Origin of the sequence: Bacillus changyiensis, from assembly GCF_027706145.1 — a bacterium.
GTDB lineage: Bacteria > Bacillota > Bacilli > Bacillales > Bacillaceae > Bacillus > Bacillus changyiensis.
The window spans coordinates 416,930-431,795 of record NZ_JAQFWW010000001.1 but is presented as its reverse complement, the minus strand read 5'-3'; the positions used below and the strand labels follow the sequence as shown (position 1 = coordinate 431,795).

The 14,866-nt window shown below is 36.8% G+C and carries 14 protein-coding genes and 2 pseudogenes; 3 read left to right on the top strand and 13 right to left on the bottom strand.

Annotation, left to right across the window (positions count from 1 at the left end):
* Positions 1-6: 6 nt before the first annotated feature.
* The 5 genes and pseudogenes from PDT38_RS02210 to PDT38_RS02190 all read right to left on the bottom strand — a co-directional run bounded on the left by PDT38_RS02210 (position 7) and on the right by PDT38_RS02190 (position 4,917).
* Complete coding sequence (locus tag PDT38_RS02210) at positions 7-1,719, bottom strand: acyl-CoA dehydrogenase family protein (protein ID WP_270798741.1); 1,713 nt, start codon at positions 1,717-1,719, stop codon at positions 7-9.
* A 617-nt stretch (positions 1,720-2,336) separates the two neighbouring features.
* Positions 2,337-2,501, bottom strand: a complete 165-nt coding sequence (locus PDT38_RS02205; RefSeq protein ID WP_270798738.1) for a hypothetical protein — start codon at positions 2,499-2,501, stop codon at positions 2,337-2,339.
* Between the two features lie 126 nt (positions 2,502-2,627).
* Positions 2,628-2,987 carry a class I SAM-dependent methyltransferase gene (locus tag PDT38_RS02200; RefSeq protein WP_270798735.1) on the bottom strand — a complete coding sequence of 120 codons (360 nt, stop codon included), beginning with the start codon at positions 2,985-2,987 and terminating at the stop codon, positions 2,628-2,630.
* A gap of 507 nt (positions 2,988-3,494) precedes the next feature.
* Positions 3,495-3,602 (bottom strand): annotated as a pseudogene (locus PDT38_RS02195) (PEP-utilizing enzyme); the annotation flags it as partial.
* Between the two features lie 121 nt (positions 3,603-3,723).
* The gene (locus PDT38_RS02190) at positions 3,724-4,917 is read right to left on the bottom strand and encodes an MFS transporter (RefSeq protein WP_270798729.1); all 1,194 of its coding nucleotides are present in this window, start codon (positions 4,915-4,917) and stop codon (positions 3,724-3,726) included.
* A gap of 418 nt (positions 4,918-5,335) precedes the next feature.
* On the opposite strand from PDT38_RS02190, the gene PDT38_RS02185 reads away from it, so the two are divergent.
* The 3 genes from PDT38_RS02185 to PDT38_RS02175 all read left to right on the top strand — a co-directional run bounded on the left by PDT38_RS02185 (position 5,336) and on the right by PDT38_RS02175 (position 7,896).
* Positions 5,336-5,668 carry a MerR family transcriptional regulator gene (locus PDT38_RS02185; RefSeq protein ID WP_270798726.1) on the top strand — a complete coding sequence of 111 codons (333 nt, stop codon included), beginning with the start codon at positions 5,336-5,338 and terminating at the stop codon, positions 5,666-5,668.
* Between the two features lie 627 nt (positions 5,669-6,295).
* Positions 6,296-7,108, top strand: a complete 813-nt coding sequence (locus tag PDT38_RS02180) for a DUF2262 domain-containing protein (RefSeq protein WP_270798725.1) — start codon at positions 6,296-6,298, stop codon at positions 7,106-7,108.
* A gap of 98 nt (positions 7,109-7,206) precedes the next feature.
* The gene (locus PDT38_RS02175) at positions 7,207-7,896 is read left to right on the top strand and encodes a DUF1963 domain-containing protein (RefSeq protein WP_270798723.1); all 690 of its coding nucleotides are present in this window, start codon (positions 7,207-7,209) and stop codon (positions 7,894-7,896) included.
* 402 nt (positions 7,897-8,298) lie between these two features.
* On the opposite strand, the gene PDT38_RS02170 is transcribed toward PDT38_RS02175, so the two are convergent.
* The 8 genes and pseudogenes from PDT38_RS02170 to resA all read right to left on the bottom strand — a co-directional run bounded on the left by PDT38_RS02170 (position 8,299) and on the right by resA (position 14,865).
* Positions 8,299-8,526 (bottom strand): SHOCT domain-containing protein, encoded by a 228-nt coding sequence (locus tag PDT38_RS02170; protein WP_270798720.1) that lies wholly within the window; start codon positions 8,524-8,526, stop codon positions 8,299-8,301.
* A gap of 51 nt (positions 8,527-8,577) precedes the next feature.
* Positions 8,578-8,787 (bottom strand): DUF2933 domain-containing protein, encoded by a 210-nt coding sequence (locus PDT38_RS02165; RefSeq protein WP_270798718.1) that lies wholly within the window; start codon positions 8,785-8,787, stop codon positions 8,578-8,580.
* 137 nt (positions 8,788-8,924) lie between these two features.
* Complete coding sequence (locus PDT38_RS02160) at positions 8,925-9,089, bottom strand: SHOCT domain-containing protein (RefSeq protein ID WP_270798717.1); 165 nt, start codon at positions 9,087-9,089, stop codon at positions 8,925-8,927.
* Between the two features lie 121 nt (positions 9,090-9,210).
* On the bottom strand, positions 9,211-10,374 hold the full coding sequence (locus tag PDT38_RS02155) for a F510_1955 family glycosylhydrolase (protein ID WP_270798715.1): 1,164 nt from the start codon (positions 10,372-10,374) through the stop codon (positions 9,211-9,213).
* 210 nt (positions 10,375-10,584) lie between these two features.
* Positions 10,585-12,009: a HAMP domain-containing sensor histidine kinase gene (locus tag PDT38_RS02150; RefSeq protein ID WP_270798712.1), complete on the bottom strand. Its 1,425-nt coding sequence runs from the start codon at positions 12,007-12,009 to the stop codon at positions 10,585-10,587.
* Positions 12,006-12,710, bottom strand: a complete 705-nt coding sequence (locus PDT38_RS02145; RefSeq protein WP_270798710.1) for a response regulator transcription factor — start codon at positions 12,708-12,710, stop codon at positions 12,006-12,008. Before PDT38_RS02145 ends, PDT38_RS02150 begins: the two co-directional genes overlap by 4 nt.
* Before the next feature lie 413 nt (positions 12,711-13,123).
* Positions 13,124-13,452: pseudogene (locus tag PDT38_RS02140) on the bottom strand (ATP-binding protein); the annotation flags it as partial.
* 879 nt (positions 13,453-14,331) lie between these two features.
* Entirely contained in the window at positions 14,332-14,865 is a 534-nt protein-coding gene (gene resA, locus PDT38_RS02135) for a thiol-disulfide oxidoreductase ResA (protein WP_270798709.1), read from the bottom strand.
* Between the last annotated feature and the right edge of the window lies 1 nt (position 14,866).

Below are 14,866 nucleotides of genomic sequence, written 5' to 3'. Positions count from 1 at the left end.
CTCCGTTCACACCGTATATTTTTCATAAGCGGCTATTTTTTGTGCGATTTCGCGTTTTTGAGTAAACAGGTTGCTATAGAGGGGGACAGGAAGGTTATGAATCTCTTTCAAGACGAGTTTTCTTTCGGCTTCATCTGATATGGTTCCTGATATGACGGAAACTGCCATATCTTTTATTCTTCGGAACCCTTCTTCACAAATGACGTTGGTCATCATCTCTTTCAACCGTTCGTCTTTTTCTTTGCCGTTCTTTTTCAGTGCTTTTTCCGTACGAATGACAGCAGATTCCATCACATAAATTTCTTTATTCATGTCGGCGAGGAGCCGTGAGTATTCTTGTTCATGATAAATGTTAATGTTGGAGTGTGTTAGTGTGTTCAGAGATTTGTTGAGGAGACGATTGGATAGGTAAATGTATTGCCAGTTCCGTTTTTTTAGCTTGCTTAATTGCGTTTCAAACTTTGCTGTGACGCGTTGCTGCACTTTTTTCATCAAAAATTTGGCGATCGTCAGACGATTTATTTCGTTTGTACCCTCGAATATTCGGCTGATCCGCACATCCCGGTACAATCGTTCCACTTCGTACTCCTGCATGTACCCGTAGCCGCCGTGAATCTGTACAGCCTCGTCTACGATCCGGCCGAGTATTTCTGAGCAGTTTACCTTATTGATCGCGCATTCTGATGCATAGTTTGCTAGTCCTCTCAATCTTTCATCTAATGAGTTAGCAGAATGAAACACATGGTCCAAGTTGTCTGCCGTTCTGTAGGCGGCGCTTTCCGCTCCATAAATAGATACTGCCATATCGGCAACCTTTTCCTGAATCATGGAAAAGCTGATGATTGGCTTATCAAATTGTTTACGCTGTTTTGCGTAGTTTATGGAAAGGTTTAATGCTTGTTTCGATGTTCCAATGTTCGAAAAGGCCAGTTTTAATCGTGCGATGTTTAAAATGTTCAACGCCACATGATGCCCTTTTCCGATTTTCCCCAGAACATTCTTTGTCGGTATACAGACTTCTTCCAAGATTAAGGTTGCTGTTGAAGAGCCTTTGATCCCCATTTTTTTCTCTTCAGGTCCGATCGAAACACCTTTAAATGACCGCTCTACGATAAATGCGGTCATGTTTTTATCCGTTTTTGCAAAGACAACATATACATCAGCTATTTGTGCGTTTGTAATCCACTGTTTTTCGCCATTTAAGATCCAAGCTGTTCCTTCCTTGTTTAGGACGGCCGTTGTTTTGGCGTTTAAAGCGTCCGAGCCTGCATGAGGCTCTGTCAGGGCATATGCTCCGATCCATTCTCCAGATGCAAGTTTCGGAAGGTATCTTTGTTTTTGTTCTTCTGTTCCGTAATAAACGTATGGCAATGTCCCTACCCCTACATGAATATTAAAGGAGACGCTGAATGACCCACCCGCTCCCATCTTCTCGGCTACGAGCCCTGAAAGCTTCTTGTTGAGAGACAGGCCACCGTATTCTTCCGGAACTTCAATACCAAGCAAGCCGATCTCTCCGGCTTTCTGAAATAACTTTTTTACGTTTTCGTTATTTTGATGCTGATCAATTGATTCAAGAAGAGGGATTACTTCGTTTCCGACAAATAATTCCGTCGTTTTTGAAATGAGCTGCTCTTCCTCGTTGAAATCTTCTGGAGTAAATACTGCAGCTGATTCAGAAATAAAGGGGCAATTCCATCGAAGTTCTGTTTTACCCATCACTTACCTCCTCGTTTTGCGCATGAATGAATTGCTGGAAACGCTTACATTAATTTTTTGATGTAAATCTTTGACTTCTTTATTAACTGTCAGTATCTTTCTTGAATTGTGTTCTTCGGCAGCGTTGCTTCTTCATTTTTCTGGAACGTGCTTGCATATGCAAGTGTTTAGTTTTCAAACTAAGCATATCAAATATTTGAAAAATTGACAAATATTTTCCTGAGTGAGTTCATTTTACTCTAAAATGCTTGACTATATTCTCCTCACTTTCCTGAGTTGTGCATATTCACACATAAGTTGCAGTCTGCCAAAATATCAAGAGTAGCCTCACATGATATTTAAATTAGAAAGTGGTACGTTTCTTCAGCTAAACTTATCAGTTATTTTTGGACATACACCGATACACGAACAACAATCTCCGTCTATCATTTCTTTCAGTAACCGATCGAAAGCCTTCAATTTACTATTTTCTTTTGAATAACTTTCTATAAACTAACCGGTCTAATTCTACATTCGATAACGTTACTTTTTTTGATTTCAAATCCCATGTTAACGTGAAAAGCTATGAATTTCTTATTAGTGGGGGGAAGTTATACAGCTTACTATTATGAAATGCTTTATAAATGTCTACCTGTCCCTTTCCCCTTTTCATTCTGTTCTAGATTGAGAGAAAAACCGATCAGAAATCCAATCATATCTCCATCCTCTTCAACAAGTGTATAAAGAGCAAACGAGGAACGAGTCTCCCTCCCACCTATCATTTTATTAGGTAAGCGCGGCACTTTTGTTTATTAATCTATTCGTAAATAACACGATTCGTACTTCAATTTGCGGTATCTTTCAATAGATTATAGAACGGTAATAACCGTATTCTTCCCATTCTCTGAATCATTCTACTGGAAAACTGTTTATCGATTGTTTTGAATCGGCTTTTGAACCTCAGGCTTGAGCTGTTCCGCGGGTATAAACTTCATAGTATCTTTAACCACTTGGTCAAAACTGACAAATCCTGAATCCATTACGATTAAAAATCCACCAGGTTTTAAGATTCTCTTTATTTCTTTTAAAGAAGCTTCGCGATCAAACCAATGCCAGGATCTTAAAGCCGTTACAAAATCAAATGAAAGGTTTGGCAAGCCTGTATCCTCAGAGTACTTGTTTACATATTCGATTTTTGTACCAAGCTTTTCATCGATTAATTTGGCTTCTTTCATTAATTCCATAGAAGGTTCAACACCGACCACTTTCGCTCCTTGATCGTATAGCATCCTTAGTCAGGACGCCAGTGCCCGACCCCAAGTCAACAATGGATTTTCTCAGAAAGTCAATTCTTCTTATCGTAAAACTCTTCATCAATTCCTCCGGTAAATCATTTCTATTTAGAGCATACTCTTTTGCCACTTTTCCGAAGTCTGCTTTCACTGTATACAACACCTCTCTCGATTATGGTTTATTATCGTTCGCATGATAAGATCTTTCTAAATGATTAAGGGAAGACTTATTTATTTCTGGCCATAATTAATGGTTTATACGGATAGATTCCCCTTTTTTAAAGTTTAATATAAAATTGGAAAGTTTAGGATTTTAAATATATGGATGATAGACTCTTTTGTTCATTATAAAAAATGAATATCCATATGAAACACTGGATAAAGGTAAGAACCCTCCGGATCTGGAGAGTTCTTCTTATATGTGGCAAATGTATGATGTTTTTTGACTTTTACCTTTCGTTTGTTCAATAAGCTATTGCTCAACACATGTGCTATAGACAGTCATTACAATATTTCAATATCCCCTTCTGTACCATGAACGCAAATTCGTTGTCCATCTTTTATTAGGTGGGTAGCATTCTCTACTCCGACAACTGCTGGTAAGCCATATTCCATTTTATTTCCCGTTCGAACATCGTTCAATTTGTATCCCTATAGAAAGTAAAGAGTTTGTTCAAATGCTTTTCTGAATGCATGTTATTCAAGGATTATTGGAAACGAAATAAAGCAGTGTTTAGACTTTTGTAAGTTTAATAAAAAACGAAACAAGTAATCCAATGCCCAGAAATAACGCCAACAGTTCAAATGTCAATAGATAGCTCCCAGTTTTCAAGAACCAAACGGCCACAATAGGACCAAGTGTGGCTCCAATAAACAAGATAAAGGTGTAAAGGGTAACGGCAGCTCCGCGTGACTCACCACCAAGTTGACCTACTAATGAAATAAGTGTTGGTACGGTAATGGAAATCCCAGCAACAAAAATAACACTCATAATAATGAGAAACGGTAAATTCGTGCTGATTCCCAAAACAGCGAGACCTACAACTGCAAGCGTCATTCCACCACGCAAGACATTCTGAATACCAAATGTAGTCACGAGCTTACCGGCAAAGGGCGAAAAAAGCATGCCAACGATTCCTACAGATCTGACATATAAGATCTCACGGTTGCCAAGACCAAATTCTATGCTTAAATAGTTCCCGAGTGTTGTATACATTCCAACAAATGCCAGCAATAAAGTAATGGTAATAACATAACAACTCAGTAACTTCTTTTTCTTAATCACCAATACTATTTGTTTAAAAGGTGCCAGAAAACTACCTTTTTTGTCAGGATTGTCTTCCTTTGGAATAAACAACACCACTAATATCACAGTGACCATATATACACCACCGAGAGTGTAAAACACGCTCTGCCATCCGAATTGATGACTGACAACACTTGCGAATATTTGACCGACAATACCGGCCATTAAAAATCCAGTACTCACAAAGCCAATGGTTGTTACTCGTTTTTCTAACGGGAGCATTTCAACAGCATAAGCTAATGCTGATGGCGCAAACGTTGCTGCGGCTATCCCTTGCACACTCCGAAGAATAGTTAATGCCGGGAGACTATCAACAAAACCCAAAATCGGTGAAACAATCGTTAAAGTTATCAAACCATATACTATCATTTGTTTCCGTCCGTACCGATCAGACAATGGTCCAAAGAACAAAAATCCAACCGCATAAAAGAACGAAAATGCGCTTCCGGTCCATGCTGCTTGAGCTGTTGTAATGTTAAAAGTCTCAGCAAATGTGGATATCAACGGTATGGTTAAATAAAGGCTTGAAACGACCACTAGTCCACACCAAAATAAAATAGCTGTCATTAATGAATAATTTTGTTTATGCATCGTGCTGTTTGTACTTTCTATTTGTGACATATAGCTACTCCTCCTTTTTCAATTCTTCTATCATATCCGGCAGGATGGACAAAATTTTCCCAAACCACCTGTAGGCTTGAAGTATGCACACGAACCGTAGACTCATGTCTAACAGCTGTTAGAATGCCTGGATAGAGCTTTTTCATCAAAGCTTTTGAACCCACAGATTGATACAATTGCCCAAAATGGATGCCTTCTCGGGAACCTCCTCTTTAAATTGTTCAATCGCAAGGTTTCTAGATAAATCAACTCCTCCTTTCTTTCAAAAGAAATCTCCTTTTTGTTTCAGGTAATGTACATTTCCTTCGTCAATTGTAACCAATCTACAATTAAAGTCAATACTTTACCTTTAATGTTTGTAATTTTCTTTCCTATATCGTAAAATAGTTACATAAGCACTTTATCGGAGGTCAATAACATGAGTGAAAAACACGAAAAAGAAAATCTTTTAATGGATTTTGACTTACTAAAGAAGTTGGTTGTCGGTATTGGAGAGGTTTCAGAGATCACAGGAGTACCAACACGAAAAATTCGGTATTGGGAAGAAAAAGGTATCGTTCAGTCGGAAAAGGAAGGTGAAGGAACAACTCGAAGATACAATTATTTAAACATCAAAAAAATTCTTTTGGTCCAAGAACTAATTGAAGAAGGTTTTACACTTGATGCGGCAGCAAAAAAAGTGGAAAAAAGAATGAGTAATATCAACGAGGTTTTCCGGAAGTTGGCTGATAATCCTGCTAGTGATGAATAAGTAGGTTGAATCCGGACTCCTTCAAGAAAATTGATTTGTAAACCGAGAATTTACAAAAGGAGGTGAAAAAAAAAGTTTCCATTCGGTATGCGCAATGTGAGCCGAGCTGGCGAGAACAACTTCAAGAAATCAGACAAGAGTACGGGAATTAAAACTTTAATTTACTTTTATTCACATCATGCTAGTAAACGGTAGTTCCATGCATCTTCTACAAAAGGCCATAGATGAATTCGTCAACGCAAGGTTATCCTCCCCTCCTTAACGAACCTTCCTAACGGCTGTGCTGGTAATCCCCGATAAATTCTCAAGAAACTTATCCGCAAAATGAGCGATAAGAAAAATAAATGGTATAAGAGTTAATATCCAAATCGATAAATGCTCAAATTCAGTAGTTTTTATATAATAAACAAGAAAAATAATGATTAATATAGTTTGTTTTAGAAAGTGTTGTCAGTCAAACGAGCGAACGTTGACGTTTCAAGGATTGCGTATTTATGTTTTTAAATCAATTGAAAATAGAGAGTGACTTACTTTTTTGGTACAATTGGATGAATCTCATCCGACTCATGCATACAGTAACAAAGATACATAAATTTAATAGATTACATACATAAGGAGGAAGACATCGTGGGGAAATCAAATCAAATTGAACAGTTTGAAAAACGATTTGCAGATGAAGTGATTGAGGTTGCCGCAGTCACTGGCCCATCAGGGATTGGAGCTGGAAGAGCGACAGGTGATGTGATGTGGAATGCTTCTATTCCAGTGATCGCTTGGAAAGAGATTCATAGCAATAGCCCTGCTATTCAGAAAGAGTTGAGATTGGAATGGCTTGTCAATGATGACGAATGGCAAAAAACGAGAGATATTTTCAAGGCGAATACCATTGTCAAACTGTACGTTCGCAAAGGAAACAAAGCGATGATGCTGGTAAAAGTGATAGATACGGCCTATCAGGATGATGAATTGCAAAGCATTTTGAACGAAGCGCTGAAACCGATTGATTACAAGGATAGTAAATTAGGTACCTTTAAGTTGAACAAGGCGGTCAAACTGTTTGAGAAGGAAATAACTTGGGCCGGACAAGCAGGAATTCTCTACTTTGACTGGCATGAAAACGAACAGGAGATGAAGGCATCGCTAGCAACTGCACATATTCTCTTCCAAGATCAAGTTCAATGGGATGCCAAAATACGAGCTTACGCAGCGGAAGAACTTGTTGAACTGGCCAATGACTGGCTGCAAGATAACGATGAGACGGAAATTGACGAGATCACTAAGGAGCTGTTCATCGAACTCATGGAATTTAGCAGTATCAGTGTGTATTCTGATGGAGACTTTGAAGTATTCTTTGATGACGGTGATATGTTTTGGGGACACTCGATCATCGTTAGCGGTCATCGAAACGGTACATTTGAGTCAGCGGAGATTGCTGGATAAGCAGGACGGTGCATTTTGTACTGCGACAACATCCCTCCCACTTTTCTGGAATAGAGAAAATATTTACGGAAACCGTGGGTAATAGGAGGTCATGATTGATGGAGATTGAAGCCTTTAAGACATTGAAAGACAGAGGAAAGACACCTGTAATCGCACAAATTGGAGGATTTCGTCCGGAAGTTGGTAGACATAGTTGGTTTGGCGGACACTTCTACATCAACACGAAAAAGGGGTGGCCAAGTGATCAGGATGGGTACATGATTCCCCTATTGCAAGCATATTTGCCCGAAATCCCTGGAGGTATCGAAAGTGTGGGTGAATCCGGGATGATTCAGGTCTTTCTGAACCGCAATACATTGCCGCTCAACCTTGCTAAAAATGGTGACGGGTGGAAATTGATCGAATACCGGTCTATAGACGGATTGCAGCTAGTTGATACCCCTAAAGAGGCTAGTCTATTAAGAGAATTTCAGATGAAATGGAGTTTGTCCAAAACGACTGATTATCCGTGTTGGGAGGAAGCATGGACATATGCAGATTTAACAGAAGTGAATGAGGATGATGAGATGTCTGACCGATTTTTCGATGATTTTTCACGCTACTCGTTTACGAAAATCGGCGGCTATGCTTCCTACATCCAATCTCCAGTCTTATCGGAGGATTTTCAATTCGTGATGCAAATTGCATCAGAAGAAAAGCCACGCTTTATGGTCGGAGACAATGGAAACCTATATTTTTTTAGATCGCTTGTAGATGGGGAATGGTATATGAATTGGGATTGTTTTTAAGGAGTTCTATATTTTTTAGATTTATAGGAATAAAAACCGTGGTTTGATTTCTGTAGTATCATTAAATATAAAAATGTTGATATTCAAATTTGAACCTTAAGTTTGGTATTTCGAATTATAAGCTTATTTTTTTCTGATAATGCTCAATCGTAAATAACTATAGAAATAAGCGTACATATAGTCAAAAAGAGCTTTTTCATTAAAAGCAATATGTATTAATAACAGTTTAACCAGTTTTTAAAAAGCTACTTTTTACCCTTAGCAAAATAAAGAAGGGGTGTCCAATAAGACAATTTTTTAACTATTGGACGCCTTTTTAACAAAACATGCGTGTTACTGATAAATTCCTAGTGGTTTTGCTATATCACTAAAATGCTGTTTTCTACTAATTTCTTTAAAAATTTATTTTCTATTTAATAACTTCCATCTTTGTTCATATTGTTCATCATTTATTTCGCCCTTAGCATAAGTTTCTCTTAATATCATAAGAGAACGATCTGTCAGTCTGTTATTATTTTTCAATAAAAAATGAACAACTAAAAAAGTGATTGCTACAGTAATAATCATGAAAAGTAGAAACAAAAAGACACACATTCCCATCATCGAGGTACCATTCATCATTTCATGCATTTATTGTTCTTCTCTCCTTTCTGAATTATAAAAAAGTTAAAGAAATATTTTTTAAAGGCTTTTCTCTTTTAAACTTTTCATTTCTTTTTCTAGTTTGTGATTTTGTTCAATCAATTCAGCAATTTTAATTTGAAGGGATTGTAATTCTGTATGTGATGTTTGTTCCATTTTTTCACTTTTGTCTCGGTTAAACATGCCTTTCATACAGAACAGCATCATCAAAGGACATGCTAGAAAAAGTAAAACTTGTAACCATTCCATATTACTCGCTCCTTTATCGTTTTTATAGCTATAACAGAAGTATAGTCAATAAATGTGTTGAAAATTTGTTTAAAATGAGGAGAAAAGAAGTAAATATATCATGCTCCACATTTTATATAGAAAGCAGAATAGTCTGTTTATGAATTATTGACTAACTTAACTTTCTCCTTTTCATATTCTTCCCAAGATATCTCTTCGCGAGCCAAACGTATTTTTAGCAAATCTAGAGGGCTCAAGTTAACAGATGATACATTATTTTTTTGCGTGTTTTTTTTATGTTTTGCTGATCCACAACATCCCAAGATTAATTCCCTCCTTTCTATTTTGAGTATAAATAATGAATTTGTTTAATCGTTGTGGTTGATTTGAAGAATTTATGAAGGAGTGTTAGATTGTTGTTTGGAGAAACGTACTCCTTCTAAGTTATTTTGTGCTAATTCCTTTCCCTTGTTCAGCTATTTTGAGCCATGTACTGGCTTGATCATATGAAATATATATATCTTTTTTGAATGTCGTAAAGGCGATTTGTTTTTCATTTTTTGAGCTTACTGCAAGATAAGCAATCGCATCATCTTGAGCTATTCTAGGAATGTTAATCTCAAATGACCGATTATTTTCTACATTCAATTTTAATAAATACGTTTTATGATCATATCCACCAACAAATAGTGTTCCATCTTTAGAAAAGACCAGTGATGTTATTTGCCCTTTTGAAAGAACTTTTTTAAAGTTTTGACCGTAATTATAAGAAAGATATACTCCACTTTGATTACCAAGCGCCAATATGGCTTTGTTTGTTGGATGTACAGCTATTGTGGTTGGTTCCTCGGATATTCCTCTCATTTTACTCTTTGTCCACGTTTTCGTTTCATTTAGTGAATAGTACAGCCCAACAAATTTCATTCTTGAATTTGGCTCGGGGTTTATCACATAAATTGCCTGAGATTGGTATCCAACACCCATTATATGAAAATCTATTTCACCATAGAGATCTAGCATTTTAAGGTTTTTTCCTTCATCAGTACTTTTCATTATCCCAAAAGGATTCTTCTTATCTGAGCCTGGGGCAGGATGCCCACTACTATAAAACCCATCAGCTGCAACAGAAAAACCCATGTAATCATGATTTTCGCCTTCTGCCCTATCCCAATGCCCGTCTGAATACGTTACTAATCCATGATGTGAAGGAATAATCAACCGTTTCCCGTCTGTTGAATAACCTAAACCATGAACATGTTCTAGGTAAGTCCTACCATCGTTAATTGTTAATTTTTCTTCCATAATTGAAAAACTTCCTATTGTTACAATTCCTATTAGAGATAGGATCGATCCCCATTTTAATCGTCGAAGAATTTTCTTCAATTGCTGTTTTTCTTCTTTTTTCTTTTTTGCATTTTTAAGACTGTGGATTTTCTTTTTCGTTATTAAATAAAAAGACAAACACAGCAAAAATAATAGTACTAATGCAATCAGTACATAGGTACTCAAAGTTACTTTTGATTGTGGAACTCCCATTTCTTCGTGGGCGAAGATTTTTCTAGGTAACATTGCTATATCTGAAAAGAATAGAAATTTAAAATAGGACAACTCATCAATCTCCTTTCTTACTTTTTATTAGGAAATAAATAATTCCAGCACCAATAACTGGAATCACTATCCAAAGACAGATTTGGAGGAAATTTGTGAAATAGTTACGAAAAGAACCAGAACCTATCATCCAAGTTGTAGACATGGTCAAACATGATAAGCCAACGGCAATTAAGAGTAAGACAATAAACCAGTCCCATTTTTTCATCTTCACCCTTTCTTCTCCCCCTCCTTTTTCATTTCGTGTGATATAGGAAACATGATCTCAAAGCGAGTACCTTTTCCTTCATCACTAAACGCTTGGATAGTCCCTTCCTGTTGTTCTACAAGGTTTTTGACGATTGCAAGCCCTAAGCCAGTGCCTCCAAATTCTCGTGATCGAGACTTTTCCACTCGGTAAAATCTCTCGAAAATGAAACTTAGCTCTTTGTTTGGAATGCCAATACCTGTATCTTCAATCGAAATTTTTATAATACCTTTCTCTTTCCACATCCTTATTGAAATTTGTCCTTGTTCGGTGTAACGAATGGCGTTGTCCAACAGATTGATAAAAACCTGTACCATGCGATCACCATCACAATAGACAAATGGTAAATCACTTTCAATATTTTTTTCAATAGCCAGTTTTTTCTTTTGGGCTCTCCATTTCGTTTTTTGAATGGCACTATCCAATACTTCTGATAAATCAATCCATTCAAAGTGAAATCCAATCTTTCCTTCCCCCATTTTAGCAAGATCAAAGAGCTCTCCAATCATTTTTGTCAAGCGGGTGGCTTCCTCATGAATAATGTTGAGGTAATGTTCTTTTTCTCCTTCTGATTCATATAATTTTTCTTTTAGTACTTTTGCGTACCCCTCAATACTTGTCATGGGTGTTCTCAGTTCATGAGAAATGTTGGAAAAAAATTCACTCCGTGATTGATGGTACTTTTGAAGATCTACAGCTAAATCATTAATGGCTTGAGCCAGAGAACCTATTTCATCTTTAGAGGGTGGAGAAATACGTGTCTCCAAGTCCCCTTTAGCTATCTTTCGGGTGGCTTGTTCCATTTGAATGAGGGGCCCTGATAATTTTTTGGAAAGGAGATACGTAAAAGCAACTGCAAGAAAAAAAGCTCCTATACCTGATAACCATAACGTACTACGAATTTTTCCAAGAGACTTGTCAATCGCTTTAACAGATGATACAACAAAAACTCCACCATAAAACTGTTTTTGAGAAATAATGGGTGTTCCGAAGACACGGAATCTTTGGTTATTAACTGATCCTATATATTCCTTATCAATAGATTCTCCTTGTGAAAGAGTGTGGAGTTCGTCATTAGATATTGAAGAGCCAACCTTTAAACCGGGTATACCTGAATTCACAATAATTTTCCCATGAGCATTAACAATATATAATGCTGTTTTTGAAAACTCCCCCATTATTTCAAGCATGTAAGGTATTTGTGGGTTATCAGATGCTTCCATCATCTTGGCGAAATGTGAAGATTGTTCTTCAATCTCTGTTTGAAGCTCCTGATAATAAAATTGTGAAAATGCTCGCTCGATGACAAATCCAAGGGGAAATAATACCATAAGAAATAGCAAAATTATAGCCCCACCCAGTTTTATAACAATACGGTTCCAATTCATTTTTGCTTGTCCACCAATTGAAACTTATAGCCGATACCCCATACAGTTTGAATAGGATTAAACGATAGTCCAGCTTTTCTTACTTTTTCTCGTATATTTTTCACATGAGTATCTACTGTGCGAAAATCACCAAAATAGTTGCTGCCCCAGATTCTCTCCAACAAGGTTTCACGTTCAAAAGCCCGACGAGGATGTTCGGCTAACATGAGCAGCAATTCAAATTCTTTTGGAGTCAGATCAACAGGCTGTTTTTGAACGAACACTTGTCTGCCTTCAGGATCTATCTTTAGTTCAGAATAGGTAATAATGCTTTGGGTAATTGTTGATTGAGATATGCTAGATCTTCTCAGAAGAGCAAACACACGAGCGATTAATTCATCTGCATCAAAGGGTTTCACTAAATAGTCATCAGCCCCAACAGTTAACCCTTTTACCTTATCTTTTGTTCCTGTACGAGCTGTTAACATTAAGATAGGAGTATTGTTTGTTTCGCGGATTTTCTGACACACTTCCCATCCATCCGTATCAGGCATCATGACATCTAAAATAATAAGGTCAAAAGAGTGATTTTCAGTCATTTTAATTCCCTCAGATCCGTTTTTAGCTTCCTGGACTTCAAAACCATTTTTGATTAAATAAATACGAAGAAGGTTACGTACATTCCATTCATCATCTATGACGAGAACCTGTAGTTTATTCATAAGAATCCCTCGAATACTGTATTTTGGTCTATATTCTCTCTATTTAAAACTTTATTTAAACCCTTGATCATTATAAAAAGTATATTTGTTGAAAGAACAAATAAAGTGTGTTGGATTTGTGAAGGTATTGAAAAGAATTGAGGTGCTAAGTGAATGAAGATTATAATCCCACTCTCGCAAACATACAAATTGTGATGTTTTTTAGTAACTAAACGTAATAAGAACAGCGACTTGTTCGTGTATAGTTTTACGAGCAGAGGGTCTTGTTACATGATAAGTAGGCAGTTATTGAAGATTCCAGCCTTTTAGTTGGAATCCAGAATTACCTCCTTAAGCCGGTCTTCTCCTTCTTTCATTTTCCTCTTGTCCTTCAATTGTGTATTTCGCAAGTGAAAAGTGAGCCATTTCGCAATTTAATTTTGAGCCACTTTGTTTTCAGTAGTCATCCATTCTTGCGTTTCTCTCATTCGGTAAGAGGGATCATTCATATTTAACACATGTGATTGATGTGTCAGGCGGTCTGTTAAGGCTGCTGTTAAAACGGGATCATGAAAGATCTCCTGCCATTTTAAAAATGGCAAGTTACTTGTGATAATCGTTGATTTCCTTCCAGCCCGTAATGAGAATGTGTAAATAAAAGCTCTGCACCTTCTTTGTCAAATGAGATATATCCCAGTTCATCAATAATAACTAAATCATACTTTTCAAATTTTAACTCAAATGATCGAAGAGTTCGCTCTGTTGTTACATAATCTAATCGAATATCCGTCAGCTGTTTGACTGCTTCTAACACACGATCTAGTTGAATTAACATGATTTCTTCTATCCTTTTTTCTGATTCATCACCATATTAGTTTTTAAAGTCGACTTTAAGACAACAAATATATTTAACTCATCAAAAACGAAAAGGCATGTGCCTGTACATTTTCGGACACATACCTTTCGCTATGCTTCTAATATGTCGACATTGCAAAGTTCCGACATTCTTGTGCACAATGTAAGCAAGTTTGACCACATCTTTGTGATAGTTCATCGGGATGTTGTAAACAGTGGTTTCCACAAATCTCACAAATTTGCGCACATAATGAAGCGATAGATTTTGAAAAAGAGCTAGAACGTGCAATATACTTTGCTGTTAATGTGCATATATCAGCACAATCCCGTAGTAACCTTAATTGCTCTGTCCTATGGCTCGAACCGTTCATTTGTAAAACCAAATTCCCAGTATGCTCGCAAACTGCTTCACAATTTTGGATCGTCTTAACAATTCTATGATATGACATGTGACTTTGATTCATATGATGGGATTTATTAAGATGCAATGAAAACGCCCTCCAAAGTTTATTTTTCTATCCATCATATGAATGGACATTTACCTATGTTTGGACTTTAGCCTATTAATTTTTCATCATAAAAAAACAGCATCATTCAAATGCTGCTGAGAAATCTCTATGATAAAAATAACGGCCCATAATGTGTGAAGCCTAATGCGACAAAAGCTTCTACTAAAGAAACGGAAACATGATTGGCCGATATAATTGACTAAATAAAACGAACTAAAGAACAATGTAACTCCGAAGAAAATGGCGATAATGGAGTTGAACAGATGAAGCACTCCTTTCTAGAGCTTAAGAAGTTCTTTTATCCATTGATCTAATTGCTCTTTAGACATTTCACCTTCAAATTTGCGCTTAATTGTTCCGTCAGGGCTGATAAAGTAAGAAACAGGAATATTGTTGACGCCCCATGAATCATAGATGTCACCGGTCTTATCTAATACGACCGGAAATGTAAGCTGATGATCTTTTAAAAAGTTTTTCACGGTTGCATCTGGTTCTTGAATATTAACGGCAACAACTTCAAAACGATCATTTTTATATTGTTGGTAAGCCTGCTCGATCACGGGCATTTCTTTTTTACAAGGACCGCACCAAGAGGCCCAAAAGTTCACAAGCACAGCCTTTCCATATAGGTCTTTTAAGTTTATTTTTTCACCAGCTAATGTTGTCCATTTAAAATTTGGAGCTTGTTCGTTCAGTTGCCCTGCTGCTTCTGTTTTTTTGTTTGCGAAGTTTTGATAAATTGCAAAGCCTACAGCTAGAGCTAAAACGAAAATGATCAAGATCCGAAACCACGAGTGTTTTTGGTTGTTCATT